This is a genomic window from Pseudoalteromonas sp. US3C1013, assembly GCF_048401115.1.
Classification (GTDB): Bacteria; Pseudomonadota; Gammaproteobacteria; order Enterobacterales; family Alteromonadaceae; genus Pseudoalteromonas; species Pseudoalteromonas undina.
Window position 1 is genome coordinate 2,688,718 of the sequence record NZ_CP183075.1, and the last position, 17,376, is coordinate 2,706,093.

General features: G+C 40.0%; 16 protein-coding genes. 5 read left to right on the forward strand and 11 right to left on the reverse strand.

What is annotated here, in order from left to right; translation table 11 throughout:
• Nucleotides 1-246: 246 nt before the first annotated feature.
• From rpmG to radC, 3 genes are all read right to left on the reverse strand, one after another.
• On the reverse strand, nucleotides 247-402 hold the full coding sequence (rpmG, locus tag ACNSN2_RS12575) for a 50S ribosomal protein L33 (RefSeq protein WP_004587947.1): 156 nt from the start codon (nucleotides 400-402) through the stop codon (nucleotides 247-249).
• An 11-nt stretch (nucleotides 403-413) separates the two neighbouring features.
• Nucleotides 414-650, reverse strand: coding sequence for a 50S ribosomal protein L28 (gene rpmB / locus ACNSN2_RS12580; RefSeq protein WP_008464111.1), 237 nt, complete (start codon nucleotides 648-650; stop codon nucleotides 414-416).
• A gap of 273 nt (nucleotides 651-923) precedes the next feature.
• Nucleotides 924-1,598: a RadC family protein gene (gene radC / locus ACNSN2_RS12585; RefSeq protein ID WP_109874111.1), complete on the reverse strand. Its 675-nt coding sequence runs from the start codon at nucleotides 1,596-1,598 to the stop codon at nucleotides 924-926.
• Between the two features lie 141 nt (nucleotides 1,599-1,739).
• On the opposite strand from radC, the gene coaBC reads away from it, so the two are divergent.
• The 4 genes from coaBC (at nucleotide 1,740) to ACNSN2_RS12605 (ending at nucleotide 7,837) form a co-directional block, all read left to right on the forward strand.
• Entirely contained in the window at nucleotides 1,740-2,933 is a 1,194-nt protein-coding gene (coaBC, locus tag ACNSN2_RS12590; RefSeq protein WP_418607590.1) for a bifunctional phosphopantothenoylcysteine decarboxylase/phosphopantothenate--cysteine ligase CoaBC, read from the forward strand.
• 224 nt (nucleotides 2,934-3,157) lie between these two features.
• Nucleotides 3,158-3,745 (forward strand): nucleoid occlusion factor SlmA, encoded by a 588-nt coding sequence (gene slmA, locus ACNSN2_RS12595; protein ID WP_008113236.1) that lies wholly within the window; start codon nucleotides 3,158-3,160, stop codon nucleotides 3,743-3,745.
• Nucleotides 3,746-4,008: 263 nt separating this feature from the next.
• On the forward strand, nucleotides 4,009-6,756 hold the full coding sequence (locus tag ACNSN2_RS12600) for a prolyl oligopeptidase family serine peptidase (protein WP_418607592.1): 2,748 nt from the start codon (nucleotides 4,009-4,011) through the stop codon (nucleotides 6,754-6,756).
• Nucleotides 6,757-6,952: 196 nt separating this feature from the next.
• Nucleotides 6,953-7,837, forward strand: a complete 885-nt coding sequence (locus tag ACNSN2_RS12605) for a Fic family protein (protein ID WP_418607594.1) — start codon at nucleotides 6,953-6,955, stop codon at nucleotides 7,835-7,837.
• A 62-nt stretch (nucleotides 7,838-7,899) separates the two neighbouring features.
• On the opposite strand, the gene ACNSN2_RS12610 is transcribed toward ACNSN2_RS12605, so the two are convergent.
• Nucleotides 7,900-9,084 (reverse strand): NAD(P)/FAD-dependent oxidoreductase, encoded by a 1,185-nt coding sequence (locus ACNSN2_RS12610; protein WP_010391644.1) that lies wholly within the window; start codon nucleotides 9,082-9,084, stop codon nucleotides 7,900-7,902.
• A gap of 307 nt (nucleotides 9,085-9,391) precedes the next feature.
• Between ACNSN2_RS12610 and ACNSN2_RS12615 the strand changes: the two genes are divergently transcribed.
• Nucleotides 9,392-11,524 carry a S8 family peptidase gene (locus ACNSN2_RS12615; RefSeq protein WP_418607596.1) on the forward strand — a complete coding sequence of 711 codons (2,133 nt, stop codon included), beginning with the start codon at nucleotides 9,392-9,394 and terminating at the stop codon, nucleotides 11,522-11,524.
• 72 nt (nucleotides 11,525-11,596) lie between these two features.
• On the opposite strand, the gene ACNSN2_RS12620 is transcribed toward ACNSN2_RS12615, so the two are convergent.
• The 7 genes from ACNSN2_RS12620 to rplU all read right to left on the reverse strand — a co-directional run bounded on the left by ACNSN2_RS12620 (nucleotide 11,597) and on the right by rplU (nucleotide 17,182).
• On the reverse strand, nucleotides 11,597-12,070 hold the full coding sequence (locus ACNSN2_RS12620) for a peroxiredoxin (RefSeq protein ID WP_054201940.1): 474 nt from the start codon (nucleotides 12,068-12,070) through the stop codon (nucleotides 11,597-11,599).
• Nucleotides 12,071-12,134: 64 nt separating this feature from the next.
• The gene (locus ACNSN2_RS12625; RefSeq protein WP_418607598.1) at nucleotides 12,135-14,075 is read right to left on the reverse strand and encodes a methyl-accepting chemotaxis protein; all 1,941 of its coding nucleotides are present in this window, start codon (nucleotides 14,073-14,075) and stop codon (nucleotides 12,135-12,137) included.
• Between the two features lie 192 nt (nucleotides 14,076-14,267).
• The gene (locus ACNSN2_RS12630; RefSeq protein WP_054201942.1) at nucleotides 14,268-14,642 is read right to left on the reverse strand and encodes a DUF3718 domain-containing protein; all 375 of its coding nucleotides are present in this window, start codon (nucleotides 14,640-14,642) and stop codon (nucleotides 14,268-14,270) included.
• Nucleotides 14,643-14,724: 82 nt separating this feature from the next.
• Nucleotides 14,725-15,216, reverse strand: coding sequence for a type 3 dihydrofolate reductase (gene folA, locus ACNSN2_RS12635; protein ID WP_171036849.1), 492 nt, complete (start codon nucleotides 15,214-15,216; stop codon nucleotides 14,725-14,727).
• Between the two features lie 74 nt (nucleotides 15,217-15,290).
• Entirely contained in the window at nucleotides 15,291-16,442 is a 1,152-nt protein-coding gene (cgtA, locus tag ACNSN2_RS12640; protein ID WP_055012496.1) for an Obg family GTPase CgtA, read from the reverse strand.
• A gap of 154 nt (nucleotides 16,443-16,596) precedes the next feature.
• Complete coding sequence (rpmA, locus tag ACNSN2_RS12645) at nucleotides 16,597-16,854, reverse strand: 50S ribosomal protein L27 (protein WP_008114963.1); 258 nt, start codon at nucleotides 16,852-16,854, stop codon at nucleotides 16,597-16,599.
• A gap of 16 nt (nucleotides 16,855-16,870) precedes the next feature.
• Nucleotides 16,871-17,182, reverse strand: coding sequence for a 50S ribosomal protein L21 (gene rplU / locus ACNSN2_RS12650; protein WP_004587921.1), 312 nt, complete (start codon nucleotides 17,180-17,182; stop codon nucleotides 16,871-16,873).
• Nucleotides 17,183-17,376 lie beyond the last annotated feature (194 nt).

A 17,376-nucleotide genomic window follows, 5' to 3' on the forward strand; every position in this document is an offset into this window, starting at 1 on the left:
ACCTACTCTAAAAGCACAATACCTAACCACTTAACCGGAAATGTTCATATTATTTATGTTTTTTGGTTACAAACAACTGATACCGTTATTAAAGAAATAAGCTATGGTGCCTAACAAAAGCCAGTTAGCGGTTTAATTAAATGGACACAATTACGGTGAGTATATTGTCGGTGGATAATAGAGTGGATTTTAAAAACAAAAAACCCAGCATAAGCTGGGTTTTTACATTTCTGAAAGAAAACTAAATTACTTGATTTTAGCTTCTTTGAAAATCACATGTTTACGAGCCTTAGGATCGAACTTTTTGATTTCCATTTTTTCAGGCATGTTACGCTTGTTCTTGTCGGTAGTGTAGAAAAAACCAGTACCAGCAGTTGAAACTAAACGGATCTTATCGCGCATAATTCAGTTCCTTAAACTTTTTCGCCACGAGCACGGATTTCTGTAAGAACCGTGTCAATGCCTTTTTTATCGATAATACGCATACCTTTAGTAGTAGTGCGTAATGTTACAAAACGTTTTTCACTTTCAACCCAAAAACGGTGTGTTTGTAGGTTAGGTAGGAAACGACGTTTAGTCGCGTTTCTCGCGTGTGAACGGTGGTTACCAACCGCTGGACGCTTACCTGTAACTTGACATACTTTAGACATGTCTATATATCTCCAATAACTTCGCTCGAGCTTAATTTCCCCAAAGGCCATGTATTGTGCCCTAGAGATAAATCGAAAGGGCGCTCTTTATACAGCTTTTACAGGCAAAGATCAAATACTGATCTTATCCAACCAGCTCATGTGTAAATTTGATAGCGGCTAATTATAAAGATCGAATGCCCTTAGGGAAAGTAAAAACTGCATTTAAATTAAACTAATTTGCCAAAACACAGTAAACCGCTCATTTTTAGCACATATCTGCGAGCGATAAACTTAAATAAGTCCCCGTTCGGCAAACGAAACACAATTTTCACCGCCAATAATAATATGATCCAATACATTTATGTCGACTAATTGCAGCGCTTGGCACAATTTATTGGTAATTAGCTTATCGGCCTGACTTGGCTCTGCAATACCGCTGGGATGATTATGTGAAAAAATAACCGTCGCTGCATTATTTTTTAAAGCCGCTTTAACAACTTCACGCGGATACACACTGGCGGCGTTAATCGTACCATAAAATAAAATTTCATCTTTTAATAAACGATTTTGGCTATCAAGATACAACACCATAAACACCTCCTGCTGCAGGCCTCGCATTTTCAGGGTTAAATAGTCGTAAACAGCTTGAGGGGAGTTAAAAACGGCATCGCGAACAAAGCCTTCTTGCATATAACGCTGACTCAGCTCAAGTACCGCTTGTAACTGTACGTATTTAGCTGTACCCAGCCCTTTTTGCGCACAAAACTCATCTATGCTGGCATTAAACAAATTATGCAGGGTTCTATTTTCATTGATCAGATGTTGTGCCAGCTCTATCGCATTCATACCCGGTAAGCCAGTACGTAAAAATATAGCCAGTAGCTCAGCATCAGAGAGTGCCTTAGCGCCTTTTGCTAGCAGCTTTTCTCGCGGTCTGAGTGAATTAGGGAGTGAGGTTAATTGCATCGTTCATCCTTGAAAACGGTCAGTACCGTATAACTGTAATGCAAAATTAAAAATTAGCGCAATAAAACGCATTTTATCTTAGCTGTCAGGCCTAAGATTTGTTATTTTAGCCAGCATATCTTATAAAATTGATAAACAACCATGATTAATTTAACAAATAAAAAAATAGTGCTGGGTATTAGCGGCGGAATTGCAGCCTACAAATGTGCCGAACTTGTAAGACGTTTAAAAGACCATGGTTGTGACGTTAAAGTTGTAATGACTGAATCAGCAAAGCATTTTATTACCCCGTTAACGATGCAAGCTGTCAGTGGTGAAATGGTGTCTGACTCATTGCTAGACCCATCAGCAGAAGCTGCAATGGGACATATTGAATTTGCCAAATGGGCTGATCTAATTTTAGTTGCTCCTGCCACCAGCAATATTATTGCAAAAATGGCGGTAGGCATTGCTGATGATCTACTTACTACGTTATTACTCGCAACTCCTGCAAAAGTGGCTGTGGCACCAGCTATGAATCAGCAAATGTACGCGCACCCTGCTACGCAAGCTAATATAGCCACTTTAAAGGCTCGTGGCGTTGCTGTTTGGGGGCCTGGCAAAGGTGAGCAAGCCTGTGGCGATGTAGGTGCAGGACGAATGCTTGAACCGCATGAGTTAGTGAGTTTATGCATTGAACCTGCGCAACCACAACTCTTAGCGGGTAAAACCATTACTATTACCGCAGGCCCAACCCGAGAGCCACTCGATCCAGTGCGTTTTATATCAAACCACAGCTCAGGAAAAATGGGCTATGCACTAGCACAAGCTGCTTTATCATTTGGCGCGCAAGTTCACTTAATTTCAGGCCCAGTAACTATTGCGGCACCGCAAGGGGTTAATTTAATTAATATCGAAAGTGCTGAGCAGCTATTGCAAGAGTCTCTCAATTACGCACCTCAATCAGACGCCTTTATTGGTTGCGCTGCTGTAGCCGATTACCGTGCAGCAAATATCGCCACACAAAAGATGAAAAAGCAAGGCGATGAACTCACTCTTAGCTTAGTTAAGAACCCTGACGTTATAGCAGCGGTGGCAAACCTTACACAGAGCCGCCCTTACACTGTCGGCTTTGCAGCAGAAACGCAAAATGTTGCTAACTACGCTAAAGGGAAATTGACTAATAAAAACCTCGATATGATTTGCGCAAACGACGTATCGCAAAGTGATTTAGGCTTTAATTCAGAACGTAACGCACTTACTCTTTTTTGGCAAAATGAACAACTCGATTTACCTGTGACTAGTAAAACAGAAATAGCAATCAAAGTGATCGAGCAGCTTGCCAAACGATTATAAAAAGGCTGGAAACAAACTGAATAAAACATTAACATGATGACGCCTTGTGACCTTTTAGTGTAATTTTATCTCGCTAATATAGTTTAATGCTTGCGCAGTACCAGAGCTTCACCGTAATACGTGAAAACACCGCCTCACTGGTTATTGCCCGCACAAACACTAGGCCGGTAGCTGTGTTATCGCACATTGATGTAGAAAAAATAACTATTAAAAAAGGAATGTTCATGCCTGCGACAAAAAAAAGTAATCGCAAAGAGCAAATACTGCAAGCACTCGCACAAATGTTAGAAACCAGCCCAGGCCAGCGTATTACAACTGCCAAACTTGCCGCAGAAGTTGGGGTATCTGAAGCCGCTCTTTATCGCCACTTTCCGAGCAAAGCGCGGATGTTTGAAGGATTAATTGAGTTTATTGAAGATACCCTGCTATCACGTATTAATCTTATTTTAGATAACGAAAAAGAAAGCAAAGCACGCGTATACAATACCTTATTACTGTTGCTAACGTTTGCTGAGAAAAACCCTGGCATTACTCGTATATTAACAGGCGACGCTCTACAAGGAGAACAAGAGCGACTTCGTGAGCGTGTACAGGGCTTATTTGAAAAACTAGAAACCCAATTTAAACAAATTCTTAGAGAGCGTAAGCTACGTGAAGGTAAAAACTTCCAAAGCGATGAGTTAACCCTAGCTAACTTTTTACTTGCCTACGTTGAAGGTAAAATGAATCAGTTTGTGCGCAGTAATTTTAGTGCTCGCCCAAGTGAGCAATTTGAAAAACAATGGCCAGAATTACAAAAAATTTGGTTATAAGATTCGAAGTAATACCTTGTTAGTGATGCTAACAAGGTATTAAATAAACCACTCCCACTCCTATTTTTTCACAAATGCCAAACACCTCGCATCCCGTGGCCCGAAAATTTTACCTTTTACCTTTTACCTTTTACCTTTTACCTTTTACCTTTTACCATTCATTTTTAGTCTCTCATCTCTGCCCTGCTACCACTTATCGTATCTACTCGAATTGTTATTAAAACTCGTTACAATAAAATAATGTTAAAAAACGAGAATCTATAATGAAAACACAACTCACTCTTATAGGCTGTGCACTTATTACCAGCTTAACGAGCGCCAGTGCCTTAGCAAATAAGCCATTAGAATTTAAAGATGTATTTGATTTTAAATCTGCAAAAGGCACACAGCTTTCTGAAAATGGTCAAATCCTCTCTTTAAGTGCAACTCCTTATCGTGGCAATGCCACTGGGCAAGTCTACTCGCTAAATAACAACAAGCTTATTGCTGAGGTAGAGCGAGGCACTCGCCCTACAATTAACAAAATGGCGAACTGGGTTGCATTCATCCAAGTGCCTACCCTACTTGAAAAAGAGACCACTAAGAAAAAAAGTGATTTAAAAAACAATCTAGTATTAGTGAATACCCAAACCGGTGAGCAACAACGCTTTAATGACGTAAAAGATTACGTACTCGCTAATAACGGCCAATGGCTTGCCTATCGTAAAAATGAGAGCACCGACGCGGATGATAAAAACTCCGATAACGATAGCGCTATCACAGCTGATAAAAAAGATAAAAGCTACCCGCTGGTTGTAGTCAACTTAAGCGATAAACGCACCCACACTCTTGAAAGTGCTTTCACCTATGATATTAGCGCCACCAGCGATCAATTATTAGTGAGCCAAAGCTATGTGGATGGTAATAATAATCAAATTACTTTATTTTCACTCAATGATTTTACCAGCACAGCATTAATTGACGAGCCTGGTGTGGTTGCCAACAAAATAGCTTGGCATCCAATCAATAAGAGTGCTGCATTTACTTTAGGTAACTATGTAAACGATGATAAGCGTCGCCGCCAATACGAATTAACGCTTTGGCAGAACGAAACGCTTACCACTGTGCAGTCACCTAACCCAGAATGGTTAATGGGTAAAACTGCGACATTAACGTGGGCCGAAGATGGTACACGCCTATACTTTGAAAACCGCCCAAAACTTGCTGCAAAAGTTAAGCAAAAAGAATATACCGATGAGTCGTCACTGTATGACTTTGAGGTTATTCGCGACCAAAAAGGGTTAAATGTATGGCACAACAACGATGCACAAATTAAACCTCGCGAAGAGCAGCAGTGGCATAAAAACAATAAAAACAGACATTACACGGCGGTATACCATGTAAACTCGCAACAAGTTGTACAGTTAAGCACACCAAATATGCCAGAGCTGGCACTTAATACTGAACGCGCGGATTCATTATTAGGTTACTCAAATTTAGCTCATCTTGAAAAAGTAATGTATGGCGGCTTTTTTGCTGACTACTTTGCGGTTGATATAAAAACGGGTAAACAAACACCTATTATTAACGACTATCCATTTAGACCAAGCCTTGCGCCTAATGGTCAGTTTGCTGCTTACTTTGATAATAACCAAGTACAGCTTAAAAACTTAGGCAATAACAAAGTGAGCGTACTCAGCAAAGCGGTTAACGCCACCTTTGCCGATGACAAACACGATTATCCATCTAAGCAGCCTGGCTATGGCTTTGCTGGCTGGCTTAACGATAGCAGCGAAATACTGGTTTATAGCAAATACGATATTTGGTCGTTTAATGTAAATACCAAGCAAGCCAAACGCTTAACTAATGGTAAACAAAGTAATACTCAGTACAGAGTAATCAAGCTTGATAAAAACCAAGTGGGCTTTAACAGCAATGATACTCTTTTGCTCTCTGCAATTAACTTACAAAGTAAGCAAAGTGAGGTGGCTAAACTTAATTTAACAACGCTTAACGTTACTAAAGTACTCACAGGTAATAAGCGTTTTGATGTAATTAAAAAAGCCAAAAATGCCGATAAATACTTATTTACTGAGCAAACCTATCAGCAATTTCCTGATATTTATCAAACAGACTTTAGCTTCAAACAAGCACAACAAGTCACTAACCTTAATCCTCAGGTAACTAATTTTGCTTGGGGAGAAAAGCCTGAACTTATTAGCTATAAAGGCTTTGATGGAGAAGATTTACAAGGGGTATTAATCAAACCTGCCGGCTATAAAAAAGGCGATAAAGTACCGGTTGTGGTGTACTTTTACCGCTATATGAGCCAGCGTATGTACGATTTCCCTAAAATGGAATTAAATCATCGCCCTAACTTTCCGATGTTTACATCAAATGGCTACGCCATCTTTTTACCTGATATTCGCTTTGAAATAGGTCATCCAGGTAAGTCTTCAACTCAAACCATGATCAACGCCACTCAAAAGCTGATTGATTTAGGCATTGCCGATGCTAATAAAATAGGGTTACAAGGCCATTCATGGGCGGGTTATCAAAGCGCGTTTATGATCACTGAAACTGATATGTTTAAAGCTGTAGTTTCGGGTGCGCCAGTGTCTAACATGACCAGCGCCTACAGTGGCATTCGCTTAAAGTCAGGGCTTGCTCGCCAATTTCAATATGAAACAGGGCAAAGTCGCATTGGTAAAAACTTATTTGAAGCCCCTGAGCTTTATATTGAGAACTCGCCAGTCTTTTTTGCGGATAAAGTAAATACCCCGATTCTGATTATGTTTGGTGATAAAGATGATGCTGTACCATGGCATGAAGGCGTGCAATATTACTTAGCACTGCGCCGTGCGGGTAAAGATGCTACATTTTTACAATATGAAGGTGAACCGCATCACTTAAAGCAATTCCCTAATCAGGTAGATTTCTCAGTACGTATGATGCAGTACTTTGATCATTACTTAAAAGGCAAGCCAGCCGCTAAGTGGATGAACGAAGGTGAAGCGTTTATCGAAGAGTAACTAATAAACCGGCGCTATTTGGCGTCGGTTTAACATTTAAAACCAGTAATTAAAGACTATGTAAAGTTTTAAATAAATACTAAATCACTATTAAAACTGACTTTTATATTCAGTTCGCGTATTCTAATCTCCTGATTTAAATAACCTCTATAACGAAATGAGCAACGCCACTCCCCCATTTTCAATCTCAGCCAGCATGACTCACAGCATTGCAAATATTAGTGAAGCTTTAGGTAAAATCAGTGCCTTATATTCGCCAGCAACTATTGAGCACTATAAGCAACAAAAACTCACCTCTATACAAATGAAAAACTCTGAATTTCAATTTACAGTATCTGACCTATCAAGCCCAGATAGCTTATTAGCTCTGCATCGCAGCTTAATGAAAAATAAGACTGAAAAGTCAGGCCGTTATAGGGAGCAAGGTCTAGCGTTAAAAAATGGCTTACAAATGGCACCACAGGCAATTCGAGTGCCACAAATGGTAGAAGAATTATTTGCGTGGTTTAATACAACTAACCACCACCCTCTAATCAGTAGTGCAGTATGCCATTATGAATTACAGTTTATTCAACCGGTTGCACAGGGTAATACTGAGTTAGCGTGTGTGTGGCAAACCCAACAATTATCACAATGGCATACGCTGTTTTCATTGCTAAACATTCATAACTTAATAGCGGCAACACGCCAACGATACTTTGAAAGCATTAACCTAAGTACCAAAACCGGTGACTCATCCGTGTTTATTGAGTACATGTTAGAGACATTACTTTCAGCATTAGATATTTTAGAAAGTGATTTAAAATCAATAACAAAAAGCCAAACCCCACAACAACCCCCTCAAGTTAAAAACACTATACACTTAGACATACAAGCCCCCCAAGTCATCGCTTTAATAAATGTATTTAACCAAAGCGAAAAACCATTAAACCGACAAGAGCTACAAAACCAGCTAGGGTTAAAAGATCGAAAACATTTTAGAGAGCGCTATTTAAAACCTGCAATTGATGCAGGCATAATCGAAATGACTATTCCCGAAAAACCGAATAGTAAAATGCAGCAATATAGACTCAAAAGTTAGAAATAAAAAATGCCACTTAAGAGCTTAAGTGGCAGGTTTAATAAGCCGCGCTGAGCGACTTTTTACGCGTATTGCCCAGCGGCAAATCCACAGCTCCACGCGTATTGGAAATTATAGCCTCCTAGCCACCCCGTTACATCGGTCACTTCACCAATAAAGTATAAACCTTTGGCTTTTTTAGCCTCAAATGTTTTTGAGCTTAGCTCATCGGTATCTACACCACCTAAAGTCACTTCTGCGGTTCTGTAACCTTCGGTACCATTTGGCTTAATTTGCCAAGCATGAATATAATCCGCGAGTGCATCTATTTGGCCATGCGTTAGCTGGTTAATATTGCAATCAGGAATAGCTTTACTGTCATAGAGTATTTCAACAAAACGCTTAGGTAAGATAGTAGCAAGGCTATTTTTTAACGATTTTTGCGCTTGCGTTTCTCGCCAATCGGCTAGCTGTTGCTTTAAATCGAGTTCAGGTAATAAATTGATCGTCACCGCCTGACCTGCTCGCCAAAATGAGCTTATTTGTAATATGGCAGGCCCGGATAAGCCGCGGTGAGTAAATAAAATATTCTCTTTAAATACAGTGCCATCTTCGCTTGCAACTTCACAAGAAATACTAATACCCGAAAGCCCTTCAAAACGCTCTTTATCGTGCTGATGTAAGGTAAAGGGAACTAGAGCGGCCATCGTCGGCAATACCTTTAAGCCAAATTGCTCTGCAATTTTATAACCTATTGGCGTCGCGCCAAGTTTAGGCATAGTTAAACCGCCAGATGCGACAACTAACGACTCACAGGTCAGTGTTTCTTGCTCAGTTGTGACACTGTAACCTGTTGCTGTTTTAGCTACATTTAACACTTCGCTGCGTAGTTTAATTGTAACACCCGCCCACTCACACTCTGTTAGTAAAATATCAACAATGTCTTGTGCGCTATTGTCACAGAATAATTGTCCCAATGTTTTATGGTGATACGCCAAACCATGTCGGTCTACAAGCTCTACAAAGTCATGCTGGGTATAACGACTTAAGCACGACTTTACAAAATGGGGATTAGTGCATAAATAGTTATTAGGGCTCGCATTTTCGTTAGTAAAGTTACAACGCCCGCCGCCACTAATTAAAATTTTACGTCCTGGCTTTTTACCCATATCAAGCACTGTAACACTTCGGCCGCGATATCCTGCTTGTGCTGCACACATTAAACCTGCAGCTCCGGCACCGATCACTATCACATCAAGGTGAGTCATTTGGTCATCTCTTAAAAACTTTGGTGAATTATAACAAAGTTTCGGTAACAACAAGATAGCTGTTATATTGTTTTTAATTTATCAATAAAGATTAAATAATGATAAAAAGCACCAAATAAATCTAATACATTAGGATCGTCAACATAATAAAAACAAATACAAAACGACTGAAAGCTTACTGAATTCACGGTTATAACTAAATGAAATAGGCACATACGTATTTAATATTTCAAAATAGTTAACAGATCATTTACCTTTGTACCCGCTTTGTGGCTTTCCACAAATAATAATAAAACTAAGGGTAATTATGACTTCTAATGATTCATTTAAAAAATGCGCTGTTGCGCTAACAATAAGTACACTATTTGCAGCCAGCTCAAGCATGGCAAATCCAGCACAAGCAATCTCACCTTCTATGGCTGAAACCTCAGCTAAAATGCAAAATCAAGGTGGGTTTGAAACTCAGTTCATTATCAAATATAAAAATAATAGCGATATGATGAACGTATCAACAGCTGAAGCATCGCCTGCAATGATGAACAAAAAAGCGCAAAGCTTTGTAAAAAACTTCACCTCAAAAAAAGGTAAAGTTAAAGCTAAATATATCCGCGCAATGGCATTGAATGATCATCACGTAATGCGTGCCGACAAAAAGCTCAATGCTGAAGAAGCACAACAGTTTATGCAAGAAATGGTCAATTCAGGCAATGTTGAATACATTGAAGTCGATCAAATGTTAAAACCATTTGCAACACCAAACGACCCTCGTTATGGCGACCAATGGCATTACTATGAGCAAGCCGGTGGCCTAAATCTACCAACAGCCTGGGATACTGCTACAGGTAGCGGCGTGGTTGTAGCTGTTCTTGATACTGGTTACCGTCCGCACGCTGATTTAAACGCCAATATTTTACCTGGCTACGATATGATCTCTAATCTATCAGTCGCTAATGATGGCAATGGCCGTGATAACGATGCTCGCGATCCAGGGGATGCTGTTGCAGCCGGAGAATGTGGTAACAACGGTGCACAAGGTTCTAGCTGGCACGGTACTCACGTAGCAGGAACTGTTGCTGCGGTAACTAATAACGGTGAAGGTGTTGCTGGTGTTGCTTACGACGCGAAAGTAGTGCCTGTACGTGTGTTAGGTAAATGTGGCGGTTTAACCTCTGACATTGCTGATGGTATTATTTGGGCTTCAGGTGGAAATGTGTCGGGTACATCGGCAAATGCTAACCCTGCTGATGTTATAAACATGAGCTTAGGTGGTGCAGGTGCATGTAGCTCAACGACTCAAAATGCTATTAATACAGCACGCAATAACGGTACTGTTGTTGTTATTGCCGCAGGTAACGATAACGATAATTCTGCAAACTACAACCCAGGTAACTGTAGTGGTGTTGTTAACGTTGCATCAGTTGGCCGTAACGGTGGCCGCGCATATTACTCAAATTATGGTAGTAATATTGATGTAGCAGCCCCAGGTGGCGCGCAAAGCTTTGCAAATGATTCTGAGGGTGTTTTATCTACTTACAACTCAGGTTCAACAACACCATCAAGCGACAGCTATGGTTTTTCGCAAGGTACATCAATGGCTGCACCTCATGTTGCGGGTGTTGCTGCATTGATCAAACAAGCTAAACCAAATGCGACTCCTGATGAAATTGAAAACATCTTAAAAACAACCACTCGCTCATTCTCTGCAACATGTACTAGCTGTGGCACAGGTATTGTGGATGCTGCAGCCGCTGTTGCCGCAGCATCAGGTGGCACACCACCGCCAACATCAGGTGATAATGAGCTTGTTGATGGACAAGTGAAAACGGGATTAAGTGGTGCAGCAAGTGCACAAGACTTTTACACTATGACAGTCCCAAGCGGTGCCACTAATGTTACTTTCACTATGAGCGGTGGTACAGGTGATGCTGACTTGTATGTACGTGCTGGTAGCAAACCAACTACCTCTACATACGACTGTCGCCCTTATAAAGGCGGTAACAGTGAAGAGTGCTCTATTGATAACCCAACCCCAGGTACTTATCATATAATGTTAAATGGTTATTCTGCCTACACTGGTGTTAGCTTAGTCGGTAACATTACAGGTGGTTCAACCGGTGGTGGTTCAGGTACACCTCAAGCAGGTGGTGGCACAGTGTCTGATGTTACTGCAAATGCAGGTCAGTGGAAACATTACACGCTAGATGTGCCAGCTGGCATGGCTAGCTTTACAGTAACAACGTCTGGCGGCACCGGTGATGCAGATTTATTTGTAAAATTTGGCAGTCAACCAACTAGCTCAAGCTATGATTGTCGTCCTTATAAAAATGGTAACGCTGAAACATGTACATTTAGTAACCCTCAAGCGGGAACATGGCATCTAAGCGTAAATGCGTATCAAACCTTTTCTGGTTTAACGCTAAGCGGTCAATACCAGCCGTAAACTACTTTCTCCTTAGATAAAAAAAGCCGATACATATGTATCGGCTTTTATTCAATACTTAAAACAGCTTAGTTATAGCTTGGCTAAAACGGCTTCAGCACTACTTATTACAAATTCTTTTTCTTGTTCTACAAGTAATTCACTAACAACACCATTATCTACAACCATAGCGTAGCGCTTAGAACGCAAACCACCAAAGCCAGCAGTATCTTTTTCAAGCCCTAAGGCACGAGTAAAACTGGCATCGCCGTCTGCAAGCATATCTATATGTTCTGCATTTTGTGACTCGCCCCATGCTTTCATAACAAATGCATCATTTACCGATACACAATAAATAGCGTTAATACCCTTAGCCTTGAATTTATCAGCTAGCGCGATATAACCAGGCAAATGAGCATTGGAACAAGTAGGCGTAAAAGCACCCGGCACTGCAAATAATACAACTTTTTTATCTGCGAATAATTCATTATTAGTGAGCGTTTGCATACCTTCATCACTAAGCTGAGATAAACTTACTGCAGGTATTGTTTGACCTTGCTCTATCATATTAATTCCTTAGGGTAATTACATAGTCTTTTAGCATACAGATTAATATTTAATTCGTCTTCGATTAATCGCTGTTGTTATCTAAACCTAGACCTTCTTTAATAGATGTCATTTGCAACTCTAACTGCGAGCCTATATCAGCAACTAATTCACTCGACTCACTTACTTGGCTTTTCATATCATGCATCGATAGAGTAAAGCCTTGGAGCAACTCATTTTGCTGTTTAGCCAGCTCCATTGCATCAATCGCAACTTTATTAGCCTGCTGCGCATTGCCCGCGACTCCTTCAGAGTTTGCTTTAAGCTCTTGAGCATTTGCGGTTTGTAATTGTGCATCCTCAGTTAGTGCATTGATTTGTTTATAAACCACTTGAGAGTTTTCACTTAGTAGCGCCAACTGATCATTGATCTCTTTTAACGAACCTTGGGTTTGCATTGCTAATTGCCTTACCTCATCGGCAACTACGGCAAAACCTCGACCTTGCTCACCGGCTCTTGCTGATTCTATCGCAGCGTTGAGCGCGAGTAAGTTTGTTTGCTCAGCGATGGTACGTATAACCGTAATAATATTACTCACTCCTTGCACCCCACTCAGTAATTCCTGAACACTATGCATCCCATGCTCAATACGTTGCTGTGTATCAGAACTGGCATTAAGCATACTTTTAGCAAAACCAACACTTTGCTGCATTGCCTCATAAGTACTTTGGGCATTTTCAGCAGCCTGAGCGTTAATATGATTAACCTGCTCACCAAGTTGCTGAATATTAAGAAGCAGTTCTTCATTGTGATTTACCTGCTGATAACTCGCATTACTTTTTTGCCCAATAGTATGTAAATGCTCACTCATTTGCTGCATAAACTGGCTGACTACATTGAGCATATTCGCTCTTTCTTGCGCTTCTAAACGCTGGCGCTCAATTAGCTGGTTAAAATACTGTGCTATTTCTCCTACCTCTGTTTTAGGATTATTCACTGTAATATTTTTTAACTCATTACTTTCTATTAAAAATGCAAACCCATCTCGCAGTTGTCGTAAAGGCTGTAAAACCTGTCTGCGCTGTACCCAATAGACACTAAAAGCTAATATTACTAATCCGCCTATTGCTATTCCAAACACCCAAAACACTTGTCGTTTCACGTTATCTTGCTGTGCTTTTAATGTTTGCTCTGCCTCAATCACTGTTTTTGATACTAAACTAATTTGTTCACGTAACTCATTCGTTCCAGAATCACGTTGTTTTGATTGCGATAAAGTACTGCTTAAATCGCGCAAATAACGTTTAGGCCAACTCACCAACTCCGCTTTTATTTCAGCTGCCAAATCTTCCGGTTCCTCATCTACAAATAAAGCAAACTCATCAACCTCAGTCATTACCCCTAAGTTCGGTAACTGCTCAATATTTATAGCTAGTAAATTTAGGGTTTTTATACTTTGTTGCAGGTTTTTCTCTACCTCAGGTTGGTAATCATTGATCAACTGGTAAGTCGATAAAGATAAATTAACCACTTCACTGTAATAATCACTCGCTAATTTATAATAATTAAGAGCGTTACTGGTTTGCATTGGTGCTTTTTGCGCATAATTAATGAGTGAAGAGGCTGAGCCGGCCATTTGTCTAAGCGCGTTATCTAACAGCGCAGTTTCATTGCCAGATAGTTTTCCAAGTGCTCTGTATTTACCATTAATATCTGTATTTAATGAAGTTAATTGTGCAGCTAAACGAATTTCTAATTCAGGAGGCAGCACCGTTAACTGTTGCGCTTTAAGCTGCTCAATCAAGGTCGATGATTGTTTTAGGTATTGGCTATTACCTTGTACTAAATAACTTTCCAAATGATCGGCAAGCTCGACCATTATGCTATTTTTTAATTGGCTATATGCGCTATCTTGTTGCTGAAGTTTAAGTAATGTATGGCTTGCCCATAACAAGGTAGCGGCTAAAAGGATACTTGCTAACGTTAATAAAATGGCTAGTAAACGGGTAAAAAATGATACACGCATAAATATATCTCAAAACTGACATACACATAGAGTATTGAGTTTTTATGACATTTTTATGTAATAAGAGTAATAAGGATAAATACTCAGGGGGAACTAGACTTAAAGGTAGTTAAACAGGGTGTAAAATGACAATTTATCTAAGTAAAAAAAACCGCGTTTAAACGCGGTTTTTTTTATTAATTAAGCTTTTATTTAAAGGCCTGCGCGGTCTTTAATAATAGGGATTAAAGGTGATCCAGCATGATTTGCCTCAGCCCAAGCAATATCGGCACCATCTTCAAGTGAGCTCTTTGATAAGTTTTTAACAATGTACTCGCCTGTATCAACTGCATTACTTGCAACAGCGTGACGCAATAAGTTATTACCATTACAGAAAACTGCATCATAGATATTACGAACTTTCACACGTGAACTTTTTAATTTGCTACGCAGACGGTTTTTATCATCACCAGCAATGTATTCACAGATTGAAACAGCTAACTGATCATTAGCGCTTGCAGGCGCAGTATAAGCAAACGAACCCGCTGCAATAGCAGCAATTACAACTAGCTTCGGTAATTTAATCATTGATTGGACACCCTATATTAATACTTTTTTCGTACTCGACTGTTTAATATTGTACCAACACGCTCAGATTTTGGCAATAATGTTAAGAGATTTTATTCAAAGTTACGAACTTATAACTATATTTATTTTTATCATCAGGAGCCATCAACATTTCATCTTCAATTTGCCAACTTGCAACATTTTGGTAATCAGGAAACTGTGTATCCCCTTCTACATCTAAGTCAATAAAGGTTAAATACAACCGATGTGCTTGCCCTAAGAACTGCTGGTAAATGTTTCCACCGCCAATAATCATAACCTCTGCAACATCATTAACAAGCTCAAGTGCAGCCTCAGGCGTGGTTACTGTTTCAATTCCCGCTGCTTTATATTCAGTGTTGCGAGTAATAATAATATTGCGACGCCCAGGCAGCGGCCTACCTATCGACTCAAATGTTTTACGCCCCATAATAACGGGCTTACCAGAGGTTACTTTTTTAAAGTGCTGAAGATCGCCAGGTAAGTGCCATGGCATTTTATTATCTAAACCAATGACACGGTTGTTTGCCATTGCTGCAATCATTGAAATTATCACACTAAACACCTAATTCTTTATTATTAAAAAATAAAAAAGGAGCGTTAGCTCCTTTTAAACATATACAATTATCATTAACGCTCGTAGACAACTTCTACGTCGTAATCATCTTCATCCCAATCATCCCAGTCATCATCATCGCCTTTAGTGGCTTTTTGATGGTAGGTATCCCATTTAAATTCAACCTCTTCGTCTGCAACTTCAACAAACTTTTCTTTAGGCATGTTATCAAGTAGCGTCATGATGTCGTGAATTAATGGCTGAGTATTCAATTTATTAATTGCAGCAATACTATAAATATTTTCAGACTCACCTAACTCTTCTGCAATTTGCTCACATAAGGCCTTGGCTTCATCTTCTGGCAATAAGTCAATTTTATTAAATACTAACCAGCGAGGCTTTTCAGCAAGCTTAGGGCTGTACTGATGTAGCTCGTTAATGATTGCAAAAGCATTATCAACAGGATTTGAACCATCAACTGGCATAACATCAATAATGTGCAATAACACACGACAGCGTTCTAAATGCTTTAAGAAACGAATACCTAAGCCTGCACCATCCGATGCACCTTCAATCAAGCCAGGAATATCGGCAATGACAAATGATTTATTTGCTTCAGGACGAACAACACCTAAGTTAGGGATAAGCGTAGTAAATGGATAATCTGCTACTTTAGGTTTTGCAGCCGATACGCTGCGAATAAAGGTCGATTTACCGGCATTTGGTAAACCCAGTAAACCTACATCAGCGAGCAGCATTAGCTCTAACTTAAGGTTACGTACTTCACCAGGTGTTCCGAGTGTTTTTTGACGTGGGGCACGATTGGTACTTGATTTAAAACGCGCATTCCCCAAGCCATGGAAACCGCCTTTTGCAACCACAATTCGTTGACCATCTTGGGTTAAATCCCCTAATGATTCTTGTGTATCAACATCAATGATACGTGTGCCTACCGGTACTTTTACAATCAGATCTTCACCTTTTTTACCAGTACAATTACGGCTTTGACCGTTAGTACCGCGTTCTGCTCTATGAAAACGCTCGAATTGATAGTCAATAAGGGTATTTAAGTTTTCATCAGCTTGTAGATAAACACTACCACCGTCTCCACCGTCACCGCCATCAGGTCCACCATCTGGAACATATTTCTCACGACGAAAAGACACGATGCCGCTGCCACCGTCACCAGCTTCTGCGCGAATTTCTACTTCATCTACAAACTTCATGATTACTCACTTTAGGGATTGGCTTGTTAATAACTCTATTATATACCTAAGTGGCCTATAGAGCACACTGAGCATAAAAACACTTGGGTATATATTTAGAGCTGCTTAAAACAAAAAACCCCGCAAAGGCGGGGTTTTTTAACTACCTTACTGATTACTCAGCTACGATAGTTACGTATTTACGGTTTAAAGGACCTTTTTGTTCAAACTGAACTTTACCATCTGCTTTTGCGAAGATAGTGTGGTCTTTACCGATACCTACGTTTGCGCCTGGGTGGAAACGAGTTCCACGCTGACGAACAATGATGCTACCCGCTAGAACTGATTCGCCACCAAAACGCTTAACACCTAGGCGTTTGCTTTCTGAATCGCGACCGTTACGAGTACTACCAGCTGCTTTTTTATGTGCCATTTCTAAGTACCTCTAATTAAGCGCTAATGCCAGTGATTTTAACTTCTGTGAACCATTGACGATGGCCCATTTGCTTACGAGAATGCTTACGGCGTCTAAATTTAACAACCTTAATCTTCTCACCGCGACCGTGTGAAACAACCTCAGCTGTTACTTTACCACCGTTTACGAACGGTACACCAATCTCGATCTTCTCACCATCAGCAACTAAAAGTACTGAATCAAATTCAACTGCTGCACCAGTTTCAACGTCTAATTTCTCAAGACGAATTGTTTGACCTTCAGTCACACGGTGCTGTTTACCACCACTTTGGAAAACCGCGTACATAATTAACTCCGTCTGTGCGCCCTCAAATCGACGCAACTAAAATATTCTTCAATAGGGCGCGAAGTTTACGCTAATGCGAAAAAACTAGCAAGCCTCTTTTTGTAATTAAATGAATAAAAAGTAGCTGCATTGAGAGCAATTCAATATTTCCCCTATTTTATATTAAAATCCCCCTTTGCCAAGCGCTTTTTAAC